The 22,052-nt window shown below is 70.6% G+C and carries 22 protein-coding genes; 18 read left to right on the top strand and 4 right to left on the bottom strand.

Annotation, left to right across the window (positions count from 1 at the left end):
- Nucleotides 1–53 precede the first annotated feature (53 nt).
- The 18 genes from rho to SCA03_RS14880 all read left to right on the top strand — a co-directional run bounded on the left by rho (nucleotide 54) and on the right by SCA03_RS14880 (nucleotide 17,838).
- The gene (gene rho / locus SCA03_RS14965) at nucleotides 54–2,120 is read left to right on the top strand and encodes a transcription termination factor Rho (RefSeq protein ID WP_086814673.1); all 2,067 of its coding nucleotides are present in this window, start codon (nucleotides 54–56) and stop codon (nucleotides 2,118–2,120) included.
- 308 nt (nucleotides 2,121–2,428) lie between these two features.
- Entirely contained in the window at nucleotides 2,429–3,610 is a 1,182-nt protein-coding gene (locus SCA03_RS14960; protein ID WP_037851315.1) for an LCP family protein, read from the top strand.
- A 175-nt stretch (nucleotides 3,611–3,785) separates the two neighbouring features.
- Complete coding sequence (rpmE, locus tag SCA03_RS14955; RefSeq protein ID WP_030876089.1) at nucleotides 3,786–4,010, top strand: 50S ribosomal protein L31; 225 nt, start codon at nucleotides 3,786–3,788, stop codon at nucleotides 4,008–4,010.
- A gap of 109 nt (nucleotides 4,011–4,119) precedes the next feature.
- A complete protein-coding gene (gene prfA, locus SCA03_RS14950) occupies nucleotides 4,120–5,190 on the top strand; it encodes a peptide chain release factor 1 (RefSeq protein WP_030876087.1) in 1,071 nt (356 codons plus the stop codon).
- A gap of 50 nt (nucleotides 5,191–5,240) precedes the next feature.
- A complete protein-coding gene (gene prmC, locus SCA03_RS14945; protein ID WP_030876085.1) occupies nucleotides 5,241–6,086 on the top strand; it encodes a peptide chain release factor N(5)-glutamine methyltransferase in 846 nt (281 codons plus the stop codon).
- Between the two features lie 2 nt (nucleotides 6,087–6,088).
- Nucleotides 6,089–6,736, top strand: coding sequence for an L-threonylcarbamoyladenylate synthase (locus SCA03_RS14940; RefSeq protein ID WP_030876084.1), 648 nt, complete (start codon nucleotides 6,089–6,091; stop codon nucleotides 6,734–6,736).
- On the top strand, nucleotides 6,736–7,398 hold the full coding sequence (locus tag SCA03_RS14935) for an arsenate reductase/protein-tyrosine-phosphatase family protein (RefSeq protein ID WP_030876082.1): 663 nt from the start codon (nucleotides 6,736–6,738) through the stop codon (nucleotides 7,396–7,398). The genes SCA03_RS14940 and SCA03_RS14935 overlap by 1 nt, the downstream gene beginning before the upstream one ends.
- A gap of 269 nt (nucleotides 7,399–7,667) precedes the next feature.
- Nucleotides 7,668–9,083, top strand: coding sequence for an MraY family glycosyltransferase (locus SCA03_RS14930; protein WP_141275442.1), 1,416 nt, complete (start codon nucleotides 7,668–7,670; stop codon nucleotides 9,081–9,083).
- Between the two features lie 247 nt (nucleotides 9,084–9,330).
- Nucleotides 9,331–9,774 carry a Cg1360 family ATP-synthase-associated protein gene (locus SCA03_RS14925; protein WP_030876078.1) on the top strand — a complete coding sequence of 148 codons (444 nt, stop codon included), beginning with the start codon at nucleotides 9,331–9,333 and terminating at the stop codon, nucleotides 9,772–9,774.
- Nucleotides 9,775–10,020: 246 nt separating this feature from the next.
- Entirely contained in the window at nucleotides 10,021–10,848 is an 828-nt protein-coding gene (gene atpB, locus SCA03_RS14920; protein ID WP_030891945.1) for a F0F1 ATP synthase subunit A, read from the top strand.
- Nucleotides 10,849–10,929: 81 nt separating this feature from the next.
- Nucleotides 10,930–11,184: an ATP synthase F0 subunit C gene (gene atpE, locus SCA03_RS14915; protein WP_030876074.1), complete on the top strand. Its 255-nt coding sequence runs from the start codon at nucleotides 10,930–10,932 to the stop codon at nucleotides 11,182–11,184.
- 60 nt (nucleotides 11,185–11,244) lie between these two features.
- The gene (locus tag SCA03_RS14910) at nucleotides 11,245–11,802 is read left to right on the top strand and encodes a F0F1 ATP synthase subunit B (protein WP_037851312.1); all 558 of its coding nucleotides are present in this window, start codon (nucleotides 11,245–11,247) and stop codon (nucleotides 11,800–11,802) included.
- Nucleotides 11,799–12,626 carry a F0F1 ATP synthase subunit delta gene (locus SCA03_RS14905; RefSeq protein ID WP_030876070.1) on the top strand — a complete coding sequence of 276 codons (828 nt, stop codon included), beginning with the start codon at nucleotides 11,799–11,801 and terminating at the stop codon, nucleotides 12,624–12,626. Before SCA03_RS14910 ends, SCA03_RS14905 begins: the two co-directional genes overlap by 4 nt.
- 139 nt (nucleotides 12,627–12,765) lie before the next feature.
- Complete coding sequence (gene atpA, locus SCA03_RS14900) at nucleotides 12,766–14,337, top strand: F0F1 ATP synthase subunit alpha (RefSeq protein ID WP_030876068.1); 1,572 nt, start codon at nucleotides 12,766–12,768, stop codon at nucleotides 14,335–14,337.
- Between the two features lie 2 nt (nucleotides 14,338–14,339).
- On the top strand, nucleotides 14,340–15,263 hold the full coding sequence (locus SCA03_RS14895) for a F0F1 ATP synthase subunit gamma (protein WP_030876066.1): 924 nt from the start codon (nucleotides 14,340–14,342) through the stop codon (nucleotides 15,261–15,263).
- Between the two features lie 2 nt (nucleotides 15,264–15,265).
- A complete protein-coding gene (gene atpD / locus SCA03_RS14890) occupies nucleotides 15,266–16,708 on the top strand; it encodes a F0F1 ATP synthase subunit beta (RefSeq protein ID WP_030876063.1) in 1,443 nt (480 codons plus the stop codon).
- Between the two features lie 134 nt (nucleotides 16,709–16,842).
- A complete protein-coding gene (locus SCA03_RS14885; RefSeq protein WP_030876061.1) occupies nucleotides 16,843–17,226 on the top strand; it encodes a F0F1 ATP synthase subunit epsilon in 384 nt (127 codons plus the stop codon).
- 153 nt (nucleotides 17,227–17,379) lie between these two features.
- The gene (locus SCA03_RS14880) at nucleotides 17,380–17,838 is read left to right on the top strand and encodes a DUF2550 domain-containing protein (protein WP_030876059.1); all 459 of its coding nucleotides are present in this window, start codon (nucleotides 17,380–17,382) and stop codon (nucleotides 17,836–17,838) included.
- An 81-nt stretch (nucleotides 17,839–17,919) separates the two neighbouring features.
- Here the strand turns inward: SCA03_RS14880 and SCA03_RS14875 are convergent, their stop codons facing one another.
- From SCA03_RS14875 to SCA03_RS14860, 4 genes are all read right to left on the bottom strand, one after another.
- The gene (locus SCA03_RS14875) at nucleotides 17,920–18,732 is read right to left on the bottom strand and encodes an ABC transporter permease (protein WP_141275441.1); all 813 of its coding nucleotides are present in this window, start codon (nucleotides 18,730–18,732) and stop codon (nucleotides 17,920–17,922) included.
- Complete coding sequence (locus SCA03_RS14870; protein ID WP_141275440.1) at nucleotides 18,729–19,754, bottom strand: ATP-binding cassette domain-containing protein; 1,026 nt, start codon at nucleotides 19,752–19,754, stop codon at nucleotides 18,729–18,731. The genes SCA03_RS14875 and SCA03_RS14870 overlap by 4 nt, the downstream gene beginning before the upstream one ends.
- A 336-nt stretch (nucleotides 19,755–20,090) precedes the next feature.
- Nucleotides 20,091–21,011 (bottom strand): AEC family transporter, encoded by a 921-nt coding sequence (locus SCA03_RS14865; RefSeq protein WP_086818281.1) that lies wholly within the window; start codon nucleotides 21,009–21,011, stop codon nucleotides 20,091–20,093.
- 347 nt (nucleotides 21,012–21,358) lie between these two features.
- Nucleotides 21,359–22,006, bottom strand: coding sequence for a response regulator (locus SCA03_RS14860; RefSeq protein WP_230988717.1), 648 nt, complete (start codon nucleotides 22,004–22,006; stop codon nucleotides 21,359–21,361).
- Nucleotides 22,007–22,052 lie beyond the last annotated feature (46 nt).

The following is a 22,052-nucleotide window of genomic DNA, read 5'->3' as shown; positions in this document are numbered from 1 at the left end:
CAACCGGTCGCCGAGCCAGACTGGCCGACGTCCGCTCCAGGGAAGGACCCTTCGTGAGCGACACCACCGATCTGATGGGCGTGAACGCCGATACCGCAGCCGACGGTGCCGCGGCGCCTGCTACGGACGCATCCGCCTCGCCTGCCTCCGGTGCCGCACCCCGGCGTCGGCGTTCGGGCACGGGGCTTGAGGGCATGGTTCTGGCCGAACTCCAGCAGGTCGCCTCCAGCCTCGGCATCAAGGGCACCGCGCGGATGCGCAAGAGCCAGTTGATCGAGGTCATCAAGGAGCGTCAGGCGAGCGGCAGTTCGTCCTCGGACGCCGCAGCAGCCGGCACGTCCAGCAAGAGCAAGACCTCCGACGCGGGTGCGTCGGAGAAGGCCGAGGCGGAGACCGCCGAGGCGAAGCCGAAGCGGCGCAGCACCTCCCGCGCCCGTACCGGCGAGCCCGCGGGCCAGGACGGCCAGGACGCCCAGCAGCAGATCGAGATCCCGGGCCAGCCCGAGGGCGACGCCAAGGCAGCCGGGGGACGTGCGCGCCGTGGCAAGACGGAATCCGCCGGGTCCGCCGGCCAGGACGCCTCCGGCTCCGCGCAGGAGACGAAGGCGGGCAAGGACGCCAAGGGCGGCAAGGCCGAGTCGGCGGGCGACGGCGGCAAGCAGGAGGCCGGCCGGTCCGAGAAGGCGGACAGGGGCGAGAAGGGCGAGAAGTCGTCCGAGCGCGCCGAGAAGCCGGAGAAGGGCGGCGGCCAGGGCGGTGACGGCAAGCAGCAGGACCGTCAGTCCAAGCGGGACCGTCAGCGGGACCGGCAGCGCAACAAGGGCGGTGACGGCGGCGGTCAGCAGAACCAGGGCGGCGGCGGCAACCGCGACTTCGACGACGAGGGCCCCGGCCGTCGTGGCCGTCGCGGGCGCTACCGCGACCGTCGTGGACGCCGTGGCCGCGAGGACTACGGCGAGCCGCAGATCGCCGAGGACGACGTCCTGATCCCGGTCGCCGGCATCCTCGACATCCTCGACAACTACGCGTTCGTGCGGACCTCCGGCTACCTGCCGGGGCCGAACGACGTGTACGTCTCGCTCGCGCAGGTGCGCAAGAACGGGCTGCGCAAGGGTGACCACATCACCGGCGCGGTGCGGCAGCCCCGCGAGGGCGAGCGGCGCGAGAAGTTCAACGCGCTGGTGCGGCTGGACTCCGTCAACGGCATGGCGCCCGAAGGCGGCAAGGGCCGTCCGGAGTTCACCAAGCTGACGCCGCTGTACCCGCAGGAGCGGCTGCGGCTGGAGACGGAGCCGAACCAGCTGACGACCCGGATCATCGATCTGGTCTCGCCCATCGGCAAGGGGCAGCGCGGTCTGATCGTGGCCCCGCCGAAGACCGGTAAGACCATGATCATGCAGGCGATCGCCAACGCGATCACGCACAACAGCCCCGAGTGCCACCTGATGGTCGTCCTCGTCGACGAGCGTCCGGAAGAGGTCACCGACATGCAGCGGTCGGTCAAGGGCGAGGTCATCTCCTCGACCTTCGACCGGCCCGCCGAGGACCACACCACGGTCGCCGAGCTGGCCATCGAGCGGGCCAAGCGGCTCGTCGAGCTGGGTCACGACGTCGTCGTGCTGCTGGACTCGATCACCCGGCTGGGCCGCGCCTACAACCTGGCGGCCCCGGCCTCCGGGCGCATCCTGTCCGGTGGTGTCGACTCGACGGCGCTCTACCCGCCGAAGAAGTTCTTCGGTGCGGCGCGCAACATCGAGGACGGCGGCTCCCTGACGATCGTCGCGACGGCCATGGTCGAGACCGGCTCCCGCATGGACGACGTGATCTTCGAGGAGTTCAAGGGCACCGGCAACATGGAGCTGAAGCTGGAGCGGAAGCTCGCCGACAAGCGGATCTTCCCCGCGGTGGACGTCGAGGCGTCCAGCACCCGCAAGGAGGAGATCCTCATGGCGAACGAGGAGCTCCAGATCGTCTGGAAGCTCCGCCGCGTCCTGCACGCCCTGGACCAGCAGCAGGCCGTCGAGCTGCTCCTGGACAAGATGAAGCAGACGAAGTCCAACGCGGAGTTCCTGCTCCAGATCCAGAAGACGACGCCTGCGCCGGGCAACGGGCAGGACTGACCGGATCGCCCGGACGGATCAGGCGAGGGCCGCTCCATTACACACGGTGGGGCGGCCCTCGCCGTGTGTTTTGCCTGCTGAGAGCTTGACCACAGGTGGTTGCCCGGAGCAACCCGTCCGCTCTCGCCGGGCGCGGATGCGTCGTCGCAGGTAGAACGGGATCAGTGCGGAGCGACGGCCCCGTCGGGGCGCCTCTGTCCGTCGGTGCGAGATAAACGCGTGCCGGTGACGCGTTGTGCAACCCTTCCGCGAGACATCGCGTCCACATCGGACAACAGGCGAACGGCAGGACTGAGGGAAGAGTGAAGATGGCCGGCGACAGCAACGAGGGCGACACGGCGGACGGGCGCCGCTCCCGGGGCATACGCGCCACCGGCCGCCGTCGCAAGCCGCGCACGGGGCGTCAGCGCGTGACGCGCGCCGCCGCGTGGACCCTGGCCGGAGCCGTGGTGCTCGGTGGTACGAGCCTCGGCTTCGTCTACTTCAAACTGAACGGCAACATCTCCGGCGTCGACATCAACGCGGCGCTGGGGACCGACCGCCCCCAGGACGTGCCGAACGGCTCGATGGACATCCTGGTGCTCGGCTCGGACTCCCGGGAGGGCGACAACGCCAAGTACGGGGAGGACCAGGGCGGGGCCCGCTCGGACACCGCGATGGTCGTGCACATCAACGAGAAGCACGACAAGGCCAGCGTCGTCTCCATACCGCGGGACACGCTCGTCGAGCGGCCCTCCTGCCAGGGCGACGAGAGCGCCGGCAACCGGCGGGTGCCCGCCCAGCGCGCGATGTTCAACAGCGCGTACGAGACCGGGGGCCCGGCCTGCGCGGTCAAGACCGTCGAGAAGCTCTCCGGGGTCCGGATGGACCACTATCTGGAGGTCGACTTCTCCGGCTTCAAGAAGCTCATCGACACCCTCGGCGGGGTGAAGATGACGACGAACAAGGCCATCAAGGACAAGGACAGCCACCTCGACCTCCAGGCCGGCACCCACACCCTCGACGGCGAGCAGTCGCTCGGCCTGGTGCGGACCCGGCACGGCGTCGGGGACGGCAGCGACCTGGGCCGTATCCAGTTGCAGCAGGCGTTCATCAAGGCGCTGATGGACCAGGTCAACAGCGTCAACCTGTTCGACAACCCCAAGCGGCTCTACGACCTGGCCGACACCGCGACCTCAGCGGTGACGACGGACTCCGAGCTGGACTCGGTCAAGGAGCTGTCCGGGCTGGCCAGGATGCTGAAGGGGATCAAGTCCGACGACATCCAGATGACGACCCTGCCCGTGCAGTACGACCCGGCCGATCCCAACCGGGTCGTGCCGATGGAGTCGAAGACCTCGAAGGTGTGGCACGCGCTGCGGGACGACCGCGCGATACCGAAGTCCGCCACCAAGGGATCCGCCGGCGACAAGACCGACATAGGGGGCGTCGTCCCGGGCGGAAAGGGGACGAAGCGGGCCGAGGCCGCGGGGGAACCCGGCGGGGAGTGAGGCCGCTTCCGCCGGAACCGGGCCGGTGCGGCGCCGGGGAGCACCGGGGGAATACCGTCGTCCGGGCCCCGGTTTTGGGGGGTGCGGTCAGCAGTGGCAAACTTGACCGTCGGCCCCGGTTCACGGTGGACAACCCGTCTCCCGACCCGGCGCCCTCCCGAACCTAGGAGTGACCTTGAAGCGCGACATCCACCCGGAGTACCACGAGACCCAGGTCAGCTGCACCTGTGGCAACTCGTTCACGACCCGTAGCACCGTGTCGGAGGGCGTCATCCGCGCCGACATCTGCTCGGCTTGCCACCCCTTCTACACCGGCAAGCAGAAGATCCTCGACACCGGTGGCCGTGTGGCCCGCTTCGAGGCCCGCTTCGGCAAGAACGCCGGCACGGCCAAGAAGTAGCGACACCACAGCGCCGGCCCGTGCCGCCCGTCGGGGGCGGCACGGCCGGCGCTCTTTTGGTGTTCCGGCGCCGCGGCGCCTTCGTTTCTCCAGCAAAGGGATGCACACGATGTTCGAGGCGGTCGAGGATCTCGTCGGCGAGCACGCCGACCTCGAAAAGCAGCTCGCCGATCCGGCGATCCACGCCGATCAGGCGGGCGCCCGCCGGCTCAACAAGCGCTACGCCGAGCTGACACCGATCGTGACGGCCTACCGCGAGTGGAAGCAGACCGGTGACGACATCGAGACGGCCCGTGAACTCGCCGCTGAGGAACCGGAGTTCGCCGACGAGGTCAAGCAGCTCCAGCAGCGCCGCGAGGAGCTGACGGAGCGGCTGCGGCTGCTGCTCGTCCCGCGCGACCCGAGCGACGACAAGGACGTCATCCTGGAGATCAAGGCGGGCGAGGGCGGCGAGGAGTCGGCGCTGTTCGCCGGCGATCTGCTGCGGATGTATCTGCGGTACGCCGAGCGCAGCGGCTGGCGCACCGAGATGATCGACTCCAACGAGTCCGACCTGGGCGGCTACAAGGACGTCCAGGTGGCCGTGAAGACCAAGGGCGCGGCGGAGCCCGGCGCCGGCGTGTGGGCCCGGCTCAAGTACGAGGGCGGGGTGCACCGCGTGCAGCGGGTGCCGGCCACCGAGTCGCAGGGGCGCATCCACACCTCGGCGGCCGGTGTGCTGGTCCTGCCCGAGGCCGAAGAGGTCGATGTCGAGATCAGCCCGAACGACCTGCGGATCGACGTCTACCGTTCCTCCGGGCCCGGCGGGCAGTCGGTGAACACCACCGACTCCGCCGTGCGCATCACCCACGAGCCCACCGGCATCGTCGTCTCCTGCCAGAACGAGAAGAGCCAGTTGCAGAACAAGGAGCAGGCGCTGCGCATCCTGCGCGCCCGGCTGCTGGCCGCGGCCCAGGAGGAGGCCGAGCGGGAAGCCTCGGACGCGCGCCGCAGCCAGGTGCGTACCGTCGACCGTTCCGAGCGGGTGCGCACCTACAACTTCCCGGAGAACCGGATCTCCGACCACCGTGTCGGTTTCAAGGCGTACAACCTCGACCAGGTGCTCGACGGCGAGCTGGACCCGGTCATCCAGGCCTGCGTGGACGCGGACTCCGCTGCCAAGCTGGCCGCCGCGCAGTGAGTCCGGGCCCGGGATACGGCAGGGTGCGGTGAGACGGATGGGGACGGAACGTGAACGTGTTGCTGGCTGAGGTCGCGCAGGCCACACAGCGGCTGGCCGACGCGGGCGTGCCCTCGCCGCGGTTCGACGCGGAGGAGCTGGCGGCCTTCGTGCACGGCGTCAAACGCGGGGAGCTGCACCGGGTCGCCGACGCCGACTTCGACGCGCGCTACTGGGAGGCCGTCGCCCGGCGCGAGGCCCGGGAGCCGTTGCAGCACATCACCGGCCGGGCCTTCTTCCGCTACCTCGAACTCCGGGTCGGCGCAGGGGTGTTCGTGCCCCGGCCCGAGACGGAGTCGGTGGTCGGCTGGGCGATAGACGCGGTACGCGCCATGGACGTCGCCGAACCGCTCATCGTCGATCTGTGCACCGGCTCCGGCGCCATCGCCCTGGCCCTCGCCCAGGAGGTGCCGCGCTCGCGGGTGCACGCCGTGGAGCTCGACGAGGGGGCCCTGGAGTGGGCCCGCCGCAACGTCGAGGGCTCCCGCGTCGCCCTGCACCACGCGGACGCGCTCACCGCGCTGCCGGAACTCGACGGCCAGGTCGACCTGGTGATCTCCAATCCGCCGTACATTCCGCTCACCGAGTGGGAGTATGTCGCCCCCGAGGCCCGCGACCACGACCCGCAGCTCGCGTTGTTCTCGGGCGAGGACGGCCTGGAGACGATCCGCGGCCTGGAGCGCGCGGCCCACCGGCTGCTGCGCCCCGGGGGCGTCGTCGTCATCGAGCACGCCGACACCCAGGGCGGACAGGTGCCCTGGATCTTCACCGAGGACCGCGGCTGGGCGGACGCCGCGGACCACCCCGACCTGAACAACCGGCCCCGTTTTGCCACTGCACGCAGGGAGGTGCCGTAACCATGGCACGGCGATATGACTGCTCCGACGCCTCCGACCGCGCGATGGGCCTGCGCGAGGCCGCATCCGCGGTCAAGCGCGGCGAGCTGGTCGTGCTGCCCACGGACACCGTCTACGGCGTGGGCGCCGACGCGTTCAACTCCGAGGCCGTCGGCGATCTCCTGGAGGCCAAGGGCCGCGGCCGCAACATGCCGTCGCCGGTGCTCGTCGGCTCACCGAACACCCTGCACGGGCTGGTGACCGACTTCTCCGAGACGGCCTGGGAACTCGTCGACGCCTTCTGGCCCGGCGCGCTCACCCTCATCGCCCGGCACCAGCCCTCCCTCGCCTGGGACCTGGGCGAGACGCAGGGCACCGTGGGCGTACGGATGCCGCTGCACCCCGTGGCCATCGAACTGCTCACCGAGTTCGGCCCGATGGCCGTCTCCTCGGCGAATCTGACCGGTCACCCCTCGCCGCAGACCTGCGACGCCGCCCAGGAGATGCTGGGCGAGTCCGTCGCGGTCTATCTCGACGGAGGGCCGACGGCCGAGGCCGTGCCGTCCTCCATCGTCGACGTCACCCGCTCCACGCCCGTGCTGCTGCGCGCGGGGGCGATCAGCGCCGACGAGCTGCGCAAGGTCGTACCGGGCCTGGAGGTGGCCCCGTAGTGACCGCCCCCGAAGGGCGTGGCCCGGCCAAGGCCGGCGGCATAAGCGGCGCCGATGGCGCGTTCCGGATCCTCCACGTCTCCACAGGCAACGTCTGCCGCTCGCCGATCACCGAGCGGCTCACCCGGCATGCTCTGGCCGCCCGCCTCGGCGACGGCCGCACCGGCGGGCTCGTGGTGGAGAGCGCCGGCACGTGGGGCCACGAGGGCGCGCCCATGGAGGAGAACGCCGTGTCCGTGCTGCACGAACACGGCGCCGACGCCGACGGGTTCATCGGCCGTGAGCTGCTCGACGAGCATGTGATCAAGGCGGACCTGGTGCTGACCGCGACCCGTGACCACCGGGCGCAGGTCATCTCCATGGGCCACTCCGCCGGCCTGCGCACCTTCACGCTCAAGGAGTTCACCCGACTGGTGCGGGCGATAGACCCGGCGACGCTGCCGGCGCCGCGGACCGCCGAGAGCGTCGTCGAGCGTGCGCACGCGCTGGTGCAGGCCGCCGCCGCGCTGCGTGGCTGGCTGCTCGCGCCCAGCCCCGAGGCCGACGAGATCTACGACCCGTACGGCGCTCCCATTCCGTACTTCCGCACCGTCGGCGAGGAGATCAACGGGGCCCTGGAGCCGGTGATCACCGCGCTCACGGGTGTTCCGGCGCACACCTAGGACGTCCGCGGGCCGTACCGAGAACCAGCAGGCCGCGGCGTGTGTCTTAGGCTGTGGCGCGGCGCCGTGAGCACACAGTGCGCTCATCTGCGTGCGCACGGCGCGATCAGCCCGCCCGAGCGCGGCGTGCCGGGCTCCCCCGCCGGGGAGCCGTCCGGCAGCGGCGCGGCCCGGCGGCCGGGGACCACGGCCGTCGCGGGAGCGGGCAGCCGGGGATACGTGACCTATCGTGTGGGGCCTGAGCAGCCCACGAGAACTCTGGGGAGCCCGTGCGTGAATATCTGCTGACGCTCTGCGTCACGGCCGCGGTCACCTATCTGCTGACCGGGCCGGTGCGGAAGTTCGCCATCGCGGCCGGTGCGGCGCCTCCGGTACGGGCGCGCGACGTGCACCGTGAGCCGACGCCCAGGCTGGGCGGTATCGCGATGTTCGGCGGGCTGTGCGCGGGTCTGCTCGTCGCCTCTCAACTGACCAACATCGGGGAGCTGTTCACGCTCTCCGACGAGCCCAGGGCGCTGCTGTCGGGCGCCGGGCTGATCTGGCTGATCGGCGTCCTGGACGACAAGTGGGGCGTGGACGCGCTGGTGAAGCTCGGCGGCCAGATGATCGCCGCCGGCGTCATGGTCTGGCAGGGCCTGACCATCCTGTGGCTCCCCATCCCCGGTGTGGGGAACGTGGCGTTCACCCCGCTCCAGGGCACGCTGCTGACGGTCGCGCTGGTCGTGCTCACCATCAACGCCGTGAACTTCGTCGACGGGCTCGACGGTCTGGCCGGCGGCATGGTGTGCATCGCGGCCGCAGCGTTCTTCATGTACGCGTACCGGATGTGGTACGGCTACGGCATCGAAGCGGCGGCGCCCGCAACGCTGTTCGCGGCCGTGCTGATGGGCATGTGCCTGGGCTTCCTGCCGCACAACATGCATCCGGCGCGGATCTTCATGGGCGACTCGGGCTCGATGCTCATCGGGCTGGTGCTGGCCGCGGGCGCGGCCTCGATCACGGGCCAGGTCGACCCGGACCGCATCACCGACAGCACGGGTTCGATGCGTTCGGCCGTGCACTCGATGGTGCCCGTCTACATCCCCATGCTGCTGCCGTTGACGATCATCGCCGTGCCGTTCGCCGACCTCGTGCTGGCCATCGTCCGCCGGACCTGGCGCGGACAGTCGCCGTTCGCGGCCGACCGCGGGCATCTGCACCACCGGCTGCTGGAGATCGGGCACTCGCACAGCCGGGCCGTCCTGATCATGTATTTCTGGGCGGCGTTGATCGCCTTCGGCGCCGTCGCCTTCTCCGTGCGCTCCTCCAGCCTCGCCATCGTGCTGGCCATCGTCGTGCTGAGCGCCGTGGGGCTGGTGATCCTGCTGCTGCCCCGGTTCACGCCCCGAGTGCCGCGCTGGGCCAGCGGGTTCGTGCCGCCCCGCTACCGGCGCGGGGAGGACGGCCCGGCGGCCGGTGCTTCCGCGGCCTCCACGGCGTCCGAGACGCCCCCGGGGAGCGGTCCCGGGCAGGCCGGGGGCGGTGGTGAACAGCCCGCGGGTGGCGGCGCGGTCGCACGGAGCGACGGCGCGGGGGGCGGCACGGGGGACGAGACCGCGGACGAGGGCGGCGGTGCGGCGAAGGCCCGAACGCCGCACGGTGCCACGGCGTTGACCCGGCGGCGGACGGTGGGGCACAAGCGCTGAGCCGGGGCCTGTACGGTGCTCCCCGGCCGGTGTCGCCGGTTCGGGGGACTTCGGACCGAGTGTGTGACGGGGGGCACACTCAGCAGGTAAAGACCTCATCAAATAGTTTGTGATACCGTTCACGAAACCCGGTGACGTACCGAAGTGCCGCGTTGACCCGGCCTCTTCGGGCGGGACGCTCGTCTCCCGTGCCGGGCTACGCTCGTCCTCGACGTCAGTCGACCCCGATTTCCCCGGAGCACACCACATGCAGTCGAACGACGCTCGCATGCTGCTGCATTGCGCCGTCCCGACCGCCGTAGCCGGTGTCGTGGCCGCAGTGGTCAGCGGCGTGTTCGCAGGCGGTAAGGGAGCCATCGGTGCGGCTGCTGGAGCGCTCGTGGTGATCCTCTTCATGGGGATGGGCCTTTACGTTCTCCAGCGGACCGCCAAATCCTTTCCGCATCTCTTTCAGGCGATGGGCCTGCTGCTGTACACGACGCAGATCCTGCTGCTCTTCGTCGTCCTGGTGGTTTTCCGGGATACGACCCTTTTCGACACCCGTACGTTCGCGTTCACGCTGCTGGGCGCCACCGTGGTGTGGGTCGCGGCGCAGGGAAGGGCGTACCTGAAGGCCAAGATCATGTACGTCGAACCGGAAGGGTCCGCCCCGGGCGACAGCAAGCCTGCCGCTTCTGGGGCGAATTCGTGAGGCCCGGCGGGCCGGGGTCTCGTAGGGGCGGGATAAGTGCTCGTTCGAGCAACTGCTATCGTCCGGTGCCAACTGCGGCGCAGCAGGCGGGGACGGCAGAGTTTCCCGGAGTTCCGGATCATCCGGGACGGATCGGACACTCCCGCACCCTGACCGCCGCCGCCCCCCGATTCGCAAGACCAAGACCAGTGCCGTTCCGTGGCCGCACGCCGCGCCGACACAACGAGGTAGCCGTTTTCATGCGCCATGCAGAAGGAGCCCGCGGTGAGTACTGACCAGATGCTCGCCTTTGAGACCGACTGCCACCTTTTCAGTGGCTGCGGCTTCGAGGCTCCAGGGCTCCACTCGTTCGTCTTCGAGCCGATGTTCAGCATCGGCGGCTTCGACTTCAACAAGCCGATACTGCTCGCACTCGTCGGTACGCTCGCGATCGTCTGGTTCTTCTGGGCCGCCTTCAACAAGCCCAAGTTGGTGCCGGGCAAGCTCCAGATGGTCGGCGAGGCCGGCTACGACTTCATCCGCCGCGGAGTCGTCTACGAGACCATCGGCAAGAAGGAAGGCGAGAAGTACGTCCCCCTCGTGGTGGCGCTCTTCTTCTTCGTCTGGGTGATGAACCTGTGGTCCGTCATCCCGCTCGCCCAGTTCCCGGTGACGTCGATCTTCTCGATCCCGCTGGGTCTCGCGCTGCTCGTCTACATCCTCTGGGTCGGGCTCACGTTCAAGCGCCAGGGATTCGTCGGCGCCTGGAAGAACTTCACCGGCTACGACAAGTCGCTCGGCCCGGTGCTGCCGCTGGTCATGATCATCGAGTTCTTCTCGAATCTGCTGGTGCGGCCCTTCACCCACGCCGTCCGGCTCTTCGCGAACATGTTCGCCGGTCACATGCTGGTGGCGCTGTTCACCATCGCGACCTGGTACATGCTCAACGGCATCGGCATCGCCTACTCCGTCGTCTCCTTCGTGATGACGATCGTGATGATCGCGTTCGAGCTCTTCATCCAGGTCATCCAGGCGTACGTCTTCGTCCTGCTGACCTGCACCTACATCCAGGGCGCGCTCGTCGAGGAACACTGAGCAAGCCCGTTCCCCTCGCACAACCCCCAAGCTGTCCGGCGGCCAACCCCCGCCGGTCCGTACAGAGAAGGAAGTAACGGCATGTCCGCTGCTCTCGAAATGGTCAACCTCGCCGCTGAGAAGGGCGTCACCGGCAACCTGGGCTCCGTCGGCTACGGTCTCGCCGCCATCGGCCCCGGCATCGGCGTCGGCATCGTCTTCGGCAACGGCACCCAGGCCCTGGCCCGCCAGCCCGAGGCCGCCGGCCTGATCCGTCAGAACCAGATCCTCGGCTTCGCCTTCTGTGAGGCGCTGGCCCTGATCGGCATCGTCATGGGCTTCATCTTCCGCTCCTGATCTGCCGAGCGAACGAACCCATTTCCGACGGAAGGCACTGACGTGAACGCCCTGGTACACATGGCGGAGACCGAGGTTCCGCAGAACCCGCTCGTTCCGCCGATCCCAGAGCTCGTCATCGGCCTGATCGCATTCGCCATCGTCTTCTTCTTCCTGTGGAAGAAGCTCCTCCCGAGCATCAACAAGGTGCTGGAAGAGCGTCGTGAAGCCATCGAGGGCGGCATCGAGAAGGCCGAGGCGGCCCAGCAGGAGGCGTCCGACGTCCTGCAGCAGTACAAGGACCAGCTCGCGGAGGCCCGCCACGAGGCCGCCCGGCTGCGTTCCGAGGCTCAGGAGCAGGGCGCCGCGCTCATCGCCGAGATGCGCGCCGAGGGCCAGCGGCAGCGCGAGGAGATCATCGCTGCCGGCCACGCCCAGATCGAGGCCGACCGCAAGCAGGCCGCCCAGGCCCTGCGGCAGGACGTCGGCACGCTCGCCACGGAGCTGGCGGGCAAGCTGGTCGGGGAGTCCCTGGAGGACCACGCCCGGCAGAGCCGCGTCATCGACCGGTTCCTCGACGGCCTGGAGCGGGACGCCGGGAACGCCGAAGCGGGTAGCGCCAACGGGGCCGCCCGATGAATGGAGCGAGCCGTGAGGCGCTTGCCGCCGCACGTGAGAGCCTGACCGCGCTGACCGACAGCACCACGGTCGACGCCACGGCACTCGCCGACGAGCTCGCCGCCGTGACCACGCTGCTGGAGCGCGAGGTCTCGCTGCGCCGGGTCCTCACCGACCCGGCGCAGGACGGTGAGGCCAAGGCCGGCCTCGCCCAGCGCGTGCTCGGCGGCCAGGTCACCGGCGAGGTCGTGGATCTGGTCTCCGGCATGGTCCGCTCGCGCTGGTCGTCGCCGCGCGACCTGGTCGACTCGGTCGAGCAGCTGGCCGACGAGGCCGACCTGGTCGCCGCCGAGCGGGACGGCTCGCTGGACGACGTCGAGGACGAGCTGTTCCGGTTCTCCCGGATCCTGTCGTCCTCCTCGGACACCTCGTCCCGGCTGCGCTCCGCGCTGACCAGCCGGACCGCGGCCCCGGCCGCCAAGTCCGAGCTGCTGCACTCGCTGCTCGGCGGCAAGGCCCGGCCGGTCACCGAGCGGCTGGTGACGCGTCTCGTCACACAGGCGCGGGGCCGTAGCCTGGAGGGCGGGCTGGAGAACCTCTCCCGGCTGGCGGCGGAGCGCCGCAACCGGTCGGTGGCGGTCGTCACGTCCGCCGTGCCGCTCAGTGACCAGCAGAAGCAGCGCCTCGGCGCCGCGCTGGCCACGCTGTACGGACGCCAGGTCCACCTGAACCTGGACGTGGACCCCGAGGTCCTCGGCGGGATCACCGTGCGGGTGGGCGACGAGCTGATCAACGGCTCGATCGCCGACCGGCTGGAGGACGCACGTCGGAGGATGGCCGGCTGACCGGCGGCAGCCCGCGCGCCACACCAACTCAACAAGCACGCACGCGGCCCGAGTTGGGCCGTACAGAAAACCTTCTGGGGGACGACCCCCAGGCCCCCCCGAAGATTTACGGGCCCAACAAGGAGAGCAGGGAACCCAGATGGCGGAGCTCACGATCCGGCCGGATGAGATCCGGGACGCGCTGGAGAACTTTGTCCAGTCGTACACGCCGGACGCGGCCTCGCGCGAAGAGGTCGGTACGGTCAGCGCTGCCAGCGATGGCATCGCGAAGGTGGAGGGGCTGCCCTCGACCATGGCGAATGAGCTGCTGAAGTTCGAGGACGGCACTCTCGGCCTCGCCCTCAACCTGGAGGAGCGCGAGATCGGCGCGGTCGTCCTCGGTGAGTTCAGCGGCATCGAGGAGGGCCAGCCGGTTCAGCGCACCGGCGAGGTGCTGTCGGTCCCTGTCGGGGACGGCTACCTCGGCCGTGTCGTGGACCCGCTGGGCAACCCCGTCGACGGGCTCGGTGACATCGAGGCCGAGGGCCGTCGCGCGCTGGAGCTCCAGGCCCCCACGGTCATGCAGCGCAAGTCCGTCCACGAGCCGATGGAGACGGGCTACAAGGCCGTCGACACCATGACGCCGATCGGCCGCGGCCAGCGTCAGCTGATCATCGGTGACCGGCAGACCGGCAAGACCGCGCTCGGCATCGACACGATCATCAACCAGCGCGACAACTGGCGCTCGGGCGACCCGGACAAGCAGGTGCGCTGCATCTACGTCGCCGTCGGCCAGAAGGGCTCCACCATCGCGTCCGTGCGCGGCGCGCTGGAGGAGGCCGGCGCCCTGGAGTACACGACGATCGTCGCCGCCCCCGCGTCCGACCCGGCCGGCTTCAAGTACATCGCCCCGTACACCGGTTCGGCGATCGGCCAGCACTGGATGTACCAGGGCAAGCACGTCCTGGTCGTCTTCGACGACCTCTCGAAGCAGGCCGACGCCTACCGCGCCGTGTCCCTGCTGCTGCGCCGTCCGCCGGGCCGCGAGGCCTACCCCGGCGACGTCTTCTACCTGCACTCCCGGCTGCTGGAGCGCTGCGCGAAGCTGTCGGACGACATGGGCAAGGGCTCGATGACGGGTCTGCCGATCGTCGAGACGAAGGCGAACGACGTCTCGGCGTTCATTCCGACCAACGTCATCTCCATCACCGACGGCCAGTGCTTCCTGGAGTCCGACCTGTTCAACGCGGGCCAGCGCCCGGCGCTGAACGTCGGTATCTCCGTCTCCCGTGTGGGTGGTTCGGCCCAGCACCGGGCCGTGCGGCAGATCACCGGTTCGCTCCGGGTGGACCTGGCGCAGTACCGCGAGCTGGAGGCGTTCGCCGCCTTCGGTTCCGACCTGGACGACGCCTCGAAGGCGGCGCTGGAGCGCGGTAAGCGGATGACGGAGCTGCTGAAGCAGGCGCAGTACGCACCGTTCGCCACCGAGGAGCAGGTCGTCTCCATCTGGTCGGGCACCAACGGCAAGATGGACGACGTGCCGGTGGAGGACATCCGCCGCTTCGAGCGCGAGCTGCTGGACTACATGCGCCGCGAGCACCAGGGTCTGATGACGGGCATCCGCGAGGGCGCCAAGATGTCGGACGACACGATCCAGTCCCTGGGCGACGCGGTCGACGAGTTCAAGAAGCAGTTCGAGACCGCCGACGGCAAGCTGCTGGGCGAGGGCTGAGCATGGGTGCTCAGCTCAGGGTCTACAAGAGGCGGATCAAGTCCGTCTCCGCGACCAAGAAGATCACCAGGGCGATGGAGATGATCGCCGCCTCGCGCATCATCAAGGCACAGCGCAAGGTGGCCGCCTCCGAGCCCTACGCGAAGGAGCTGACCCGCGCGGTCGGCGCCGTCGCGCAGGGGTCCGACGCCCGGCACCCGCTGACCACCGAGGCGGAGCGTCCGACGCGGGCCGCGGTGCTGCTCATCACGAGCGACCGCGGTCTGGCAGGCGGCTACAACTCCAACGCCATCAAGGCGGCCGAGCAGCTGAACAACCGGCTCGCCGCGGAGGGCAAGGAGGTCGTCAGCTTCATCGTCGGCTCCAAGGGTGTGTCCTACTACGGCTTCCGGGGCCGCCCGGTGGAGAAGTCGTGGACGGGCTTCACCGACAGCCCGACGTACGCCGACGCGAAGGCCGTCGCGGCGCCGTTGATCGAGGCGATCACCGCGGACACCGAGTCCGAGGGCGGCGTGGACGAACTGCACATCGTCTACACCGAGTTCGTCTCGATGATGACGCAGACCCCGGTGGAGAACCGGATGCTGCCGCTCACCTTCGAGGAGGGGCAGGCGGCGGCCGAGGCCGGCGCGAAGGGCGTCCTGCCGCTGTACGACTTCGAGCCCTCGGCCGAGGACGTGCTGGACGCGCTGCTGCCGCGGTACGTCGAGTCGCGGATCTACAACGCCCTGCTCCAGGCGGCTGCTTCCAAGCACGCCGCCACGCGCCGGGCGATGAAGTCGGCGACCGACAACGCCGAAGAACTGATCAAGTCGCTGACGCGGCTTGCGAATGCGGCCCGGCAGGCCGACATCACCCAGGAAATCAGCGAGATCGTCGGTGGGGCGAGCGCGCTGGCTGACGCTAACGCGGGGAGTGACCGCTAACCATGACCACCACAGTTGAGACGGCCGCTGCGACGGGCCGCGTTGCCCGGGTCATCGGCCCGGTCGTCGACGTGGAGTTCCCCGTCGACGCCATGCCGGAGATCTACAACGCGCTGACGGTCGAGGTCCTCGACCCGTCCGAGGACGGCAAGCGCAAGACGCTGACCCTGGAGGTCGCCCAGCACCTCGGTGAGGGCGTGGTCCGTGCGATCTCCATGGAGCCGACCGACGGCCTGGTGCGCCAGGCGCCGGTGACCGACACCGGCGAGGGCATCACCGTGCCCGTCGGCGACGTCACCAAGGGCCGGGTGTTCAACACCCTGGGCCGGATCCTGAACGAGCCGGAGGCCGAGTCCGAGGTCACCGAGCGGTGGTCCATCCACCGCAAGGCCCCGGAGTTCGACCAGCTCGAGTCCAAGACCGAGATGTTCGAGACGGGTCTGAAGGTCGTCGACCTGCTGACCCCGTACGTCAAGGGCGGCAAGATCGGTCTGTTCGGCGGCGCCGGCGTCGGCAAGACCGTGCTCATCCAGGAAATGATCATGCGTGTGGCCAAGCTGCACGAGGGCGTTTCCGTCTTCGCGGGCGTCGGCGAGCGCACCCGTGAGGGCAACGACCTGATCGAGGAGATGGCCGAGTCCGGCGTTCTCCCGCAGACCGCGCTGGTCTTCGGTCAGATGGACGAGCCCCCGGGGACGCGTCTGCGCGTCGCGCTGGCCGGTCTGACCATGGCGGAGTACTTCCGCGATGTGCAGAAGCAGGACGTGCTGTTCTTCATCGACAACATCTTCCGCTTCACCCAGGCCGGTTCCGAGGTCTCCACCCTGCTCGGCCGTATGCCCTCCGCGGTGGGCTACCAGCCGAACCTGGCGGACGAGATGGGTGTGCTCCAGGAGCGCATCACCTCGACCCGTGGCCACTCCATCACCTCGATGCAGGCGATCTACGTGCCCGCGGACGACCTCACCGACCCGGCGCCGGCGACGACGTTCGCGCACCTGGACGCCACCACGGTGCTCTCGCGTCCGATCTCGGAGAAGGGCATCTACCCGGCGGTGGACCCGCTGGACTCCACCTCCCGGATCCTGGACCCGCGGTTCGTCTCGCAGGAGCACTACAACTGCGCCGAGCGCGTCAAGGGGATCCTCCAGAAGTACAAGGACCTCCAGGACATCATCTCCATCCTGGGTATCGACGAGCTGTCCGAGGAGGACAAGCTCACGGTGTCCCGCGCCCGCCGTATCGAGCGCTTCCTGTCGCAGAACACCCACGCGGCGAAGCAGTTCACCGGCCTCGACGGATCGGACGTTCCGCTGGACGAGTCGATCGCGGCCTTCAACGCGATCGCCGACGGCGAGTACGACCACTTCCCCGAGCAGGCGTTCTTCATGTGCGGTGGCCTCGACGACCTCAAGGCCAAGGCGAAGGAGCTGGGCGTCTCCTGACGTCGCGCCCCGGCGCGTGCCGGCGCGGAGCCATGGACGGCTTCGCGCCCCGTGCCGCCGGCGGGGGCGGATGCGCGTATCCGCCCCCGCTCCGCACCCCGTATCCTTTTTCCATCCCAGTCTGAGGAGCCACAGTGGCTGAGCTGCACGTCGAGTTGGTCGCCGCCGACCGCAAGGTCTGGTCGGGCGAGGCCAGCCTGGTCGTCGCGCGCACCTCGTCGGGTGATATCGGTGTCATGCCCGGCCACCAGCCGCTGCTCGGTGTGCTGGAGTCCGGCCCGGTCACCATCCGGACGAGTGGTGAGAGCGGGGACGGCACCGTCGTCGCCGCCGTGCACGGCGGCTTCATCTCGTTCGCGGAGAACCAGCTCTCGCTGCTCGCCGAGGTCGCCGAGCTGACCGACGAGATCGACGTCGAGCGTGCCGAGCGGGCGCTGGAGCAGGCCAAGTCCCAGGCGGACGACGACGCGGAGAAGCGCGCCAGCGTCCGGCTGCGAGCGGTGACCGCCGTTCGCTGACGCACTGCCGTCGCACGGCGGCGCGTCATCACGACACCTCAGCCGCGGGTGGTCCCGGAATGTTCCGGGGCCGTCCGCGGCTGAAGCCATAGAGAAGCAGTTGTCGAGACCCGCGAGGCCCGGGGTCCTGAGTGAGCGAGGAGGTCGGTGAAGATGGTCCTCGCTCTGTTGCTGTGCGGCGCGGTCGTCCTGTTGGTGCTGGTGGGGCTGTTCGCCTTCGGGGTACGCAGGCGGCTCATCCAGCGGTCCGGCGGGACGTTCGACTGCAATCTGCGGTGGGAGGTCTCCGAGGGCGAGGCAGCTGAGCCCACCGGAAAAGGCTGGGCGTACGGAATCGCCCGCTACAACGGTGACCGGATCGAGTGGTTCCGCGTCTTCTCGTATGCCCCCAGGCCCCGCCGCCAACTGGTGCGCGGGGCCATCGACGTTCTGGAGCGCAGAGGCCCGCAGGGCGAGGAGGAGCAGGCGCTGCTGTCCGACGCCGTCGTGCTGGCCTGCGCGGTGGGGCCCGCCCGGGAGCGGGTCGAACTGGCGCTCAGCGAGGACGCGTTGACCGGCTTTCTGGCCTGGCTGGAGGCGGCCCCTCCCGGGCAGCGCGTGAACGTCGCCTGAGCCGTCCGGCCGCCCGGGGCTCGCCGTCGTACGGCGGTGGTCCGGCCGCCCCGGCCCCTGTGGGGACGGCCGCCGGGGCGGTCAGCGCCCGGCGGCGGAGCGGTGGAACGCCCGGCGCGCCCACAGATGGCCGACGAGGACGAGGCCCGTGCACCAGGCGAGCGCCACCGGCCCGTCGGTGCCGATGCCGTCCCCGGTGAGCAGCCCCCGGAGCGTCTCGATGACGGGGGTGAACGGCTGGTGTTCGGCGAACCAGCGCAGCCCGGCGGGCATCGTCTCCGGGGTGACGACGGCACTGCCGAGGAACGGCAGGAATTGCAGCGGCATCGGCATGTTGCTGGCGGACTCCACCGTCCTGGCGACGAGTCCGAAGCCGGCCGACAGCCAGGCCAGCGCCAGCGCGACCAGCGTCAGCAGCCCCAGGGCCGCGAGCCACTCCAGCGGGCTCGCGTCGGGCCGGAAGCCGATCAGCACGGCGACGACGGTCACGAGCACGACGCCCGCCATCGTCTGGAGCACCGCGCCGACGACGTGCCCGGTCAGGAACGCGGTACGGGAGATCGACATGGTGCGGAAGCGGTTGACGATGCCTCCGGTCATGTCGACGCAGACGCCGACCGCGACCGACAGGGATCCGGCGGTGGCCGCCATCAGCATGATGCCCGGCGCGATGTAGTCGATGTAGTCGGCGCCCGAGCCGGCGGCGGAGCCCGGGCCGCTGCCGCCGGTGAGGCCCGCGCCGAGCGCGCCGCCGAAGGCGAAGGTGAACAGCAGCAGCATCGTCACCGGCATGATCAGCACGGACAGCGACAGGCTCGGATAGCGGCGCGCGTGCAGCAGGACGCGGCGCAGCATGGTGCGGGAGTCGCGCAGCGCGAGGGCGGCGGCGCTCATCGGGCGTGCTCCTCGGAGTGGGTGCCGGGGCCGGTGAGGGCGAGGAAGACGTCGTCCAGGTCGGGGGTGTGCACGGAGAGCCGGTCCGCGGGGACGGCGGCCTCGCCGAGGACGTCGAGCACGGCCCGCAGAGCGGGGATGCCGCCGTCGCCGGGCACACGCAGGGTGAGGGCCTCGGGGTCGGCGGTGCCGGAGTCCAGGAGGGCGGCGGCGGCCCGGAGCGCGGCGCGGTCGGGGAAGTGCAGCCGGATGTGGCCGCCGGGGACCCGGCGTTTGAGGTCGTCGGCCGTGCCTTCGGCGACGATCCGGCCGCGGTCCAGGACGGCGATGCGGTCCGCGAGGTGATCGGCCTCCTCCAGGTACTGGGTGGTGAGGAAGACGGTCACCCGCTGTTCGTCGACGAGGCGCCGGACGGTCTCCCAGACGGTGCGGCGGCTGCGCGGGTCGAGGCCCGTGGTGGGCTCGTCCAGGAAGAGCAGGCGCGGTTCGCCCACGAGCGTCATGGCGAGGTCGAGTTTGCGGCGCATCCCGCCGGAGAGCGTGCCGACGGTGCGGCGTGCGGCCTTCGTCAGGTCGAAGGCGTCGAGCAGTTCGGCGGTGCGGCGGCGGCCGGTGGCGCGGTCGAGGTGCGCGAGGTCCGCCATCAGCCGGAGGTTCTCCTCGGCGGTGAGCAGCGGGTCCACGGCGGCGAACTGGCCGGTGACGCCGATCACCGAGCGCACGCTCTCGCTCTGCCGGACGAGGTCGTAGCCGGCGACGCGGGCCCGGCCGCCGTCCGGGGCGAGCAGTGTGCTGAGGATCGCGACGGTGGTCGTCTTGCCCGCGCCGTTGGGGCCGAGCAGCGAGAAGACGGTTCCTTCCGGGACGTGCAGATCGATGCCGTCGAGGACCGTTCTGCCGTCGAACTCCTTGCGCAGACCGGTGACATCGAGGGCGGGGGCTGCCCGTCGGCCGTCCGCGCGGGTCGGGGGCGGGATGAGGCCCGGGGAGCGGGCGCCCCCGCTGCGGCTCGTGGCAGACATGACAGCGTGACCTCGCTTCGTGCGGGAGTGGGCCCGGCCTCCGGTGGCGGCGCCGGCGCGGGCCGTCCGCCGCGGGGCCCGGTGGGCCGCGCGGGCCGGGGCGGCCGGGGTGAACTTCCCTGTCAACGAGGCCGGTTGGGCTCCGGGTTACGGCCGGTGCCGTCGTCACGGCCGCGGAGGCGTGCGGGAGGCGCGCCCGCGTCCGGCGGATGCGGGCGCCCGCGCGGCAGCGGACGGCCGCCGGTGTCCTGCGGAACAGGGGACGGACGTCCTGCGGGAAAAGGGAGCGAGCCGGGCCTTCCGTGCGGGCTGAACGCCCGTTCGCTCCGCGCTGGTTCAGCCGAGGGTGGCGGCGATGAGCACGAGCGCCGGGATCGCCAGGAAGGTGGACAGCAGGATCGCCTCACGGGCCAGGCGGGTGCCCACGGCATAACGGGAGGCGTAGGTGAAGAGGTTCTGCGCCGAGGGCAGCGCGGCCGTGACCACGACGGTGAACAGCGCCCGGCCCGACAGCCCGAAGACGGCCGAGCCCAGCGCCCACGCGGCCAGCGGCTGTCCGGCCACCTTGAGCGCCACGGCCAGCAGCACGGGTCCGCGGTCGCTGCCCCGTCCCGGCAGGGCGCTGCCGTGCAGGGATATGCCGAAGGCGAGCAGCACCGCGGGCACCGACATGTTGCCCACCAGCTCGAACGGTTCCCACACCGGCTCCGGCAGCGGACATCCGGTGACGGCCACCAGCACCCCGCTGAGCGAGCCGATGACGACCGGATTGCGCAGCGGCCCCGTGAGCCGGCGCAGTGCGCCCGCCTCGCCGCCGGGCCCGGACAGATCGAGCACCGTCATCGCGATGGGTGTGACCACCAGTTGCTGGAACAGCAGCACGGGCGCCACGAGCGTGGCATCGCCCAGCACATAGGCGGCCACCGGGATACCGAGGTTGCCCGCGTTCACATAGCCCGCGCACAGCGAGCCCACGGTGGTGAAGCCGGTGCCCCAGCGCCGCAGTACGCCGACGACCGCGTACACGGCCATGACGGCGACGGTGGCCAGCGCCGTCACCGCCAGCGGGGCGGACACGAGCAGCGACAGATCCGCCCGTGCCAGGGTCTCGAACATCAGGGCGGGGGTGGCGACATGGAAGGCCAGCTTCGTGAGCACGTCCCGGCCGCCCGGGCCGAGCAGCCCGAGCCTGCCCAGCACATAGCCGGTGCCGATGACGGCGGCGATGACGGCGAAGCCGGTGAGCACGCCCGTCACGGCGCTCTTCTCCCTTGCTGTGCCCGCGTGTTGCGCGGTGTGCCTGCTGGACGGTGCGGCCCGGCGGGTCGGGCGGCCGTGCGCGCCCTCCCACGGAGTCGTCCTCCGGCGCGGGCCGTACGGGCCGCCACCGCCGTACGTCCGTACGGCCGGGCCCCGCACAATTGTCCGCACGGGGGCCGTGCGTGCCCACACCGCCTCCCTCGCCGGACGTCCCTCGCCGGTCTCTCCTCGGCGGTCCGTCCTCGCCCGACCGGTCCTGGCACGCCGGGTCTTGCGCGTCGGGCCTTCCACGACGGCGGGGCCCGTCCGCCCGTCCGCTCTCCGGCGCCGGGGCCACGGGCTGCTCAGGGAGCCGGGATGCTCCACTCCTGCGCCAGCACGGCCGCCTGCGTTCTGCTGCTCAGCCCGAGCTTGGCCAACACCCTGCTGACGTGCGTCTTCACCGTGGCCTCCGCCATGCGCAGATGTCGGGCCACGGTGGCGTTGGACATGCCCTCGCCCAAGCAGCCGAGGACCTCCCGTTCGCGCCTGGTCAGGGTGTCCAGCCCCGGCGGTTCCTCCTCCGCTCGGTCGTCGGGGCGCCCGGTGCCGGCGAACTCCCGGATCAGGCGCCGGGTGACGGCCGGAGCGAGCATGCCCTCACCCCGGGCGACGGTGCGCACCGCGTCGATCACCGTGGCCGCGTCGCTGTCCTTCAGCAGGAAGCCGGACGCCCCGGCGCGCAGCGCGCCGAACACGTACTCGTCCAGGTCGAAGGTGGTCAGCACCAGGACGTCGGCGAGGCCCTCACCGGTGATGCGGCCCGTGGCCGTCACCCCGTCCAGCCGGGGCATCTGGATGTCCATCAGCACCAGATCCGGGCGCAGTTCACGTGCGAGCCGCACCGCCTCCTCGCCGTCGCCCGCCTCTCCCGCGACCTCGATGCCTGCCGCGTGCCGCAGGATCAGCACCAGGCCGGCGCGCACCGCCTGCTGGTCCTCGGCGACCAGCACCCGGACGGGCCCGGGGCCCGCCGGGGGGCCGGCCGTTCTCGTGGCG

The sequence above is a fragment of the Streptomyces cacaoi genome (assembly GCF_006539165.1).
Classification (GTDB): domain Bacteria; phylum Actinomycetota; class Actinomycetes; order Streptomycetales; family Streptomycetaceae; genus Streptomyces; species Streptomyces cacaoi.
The sequence above is the reverse complement of the archived record's forward strand: the minus strand, read 5'-3'. Positions and strand labels throughout refer to the sequence as shown.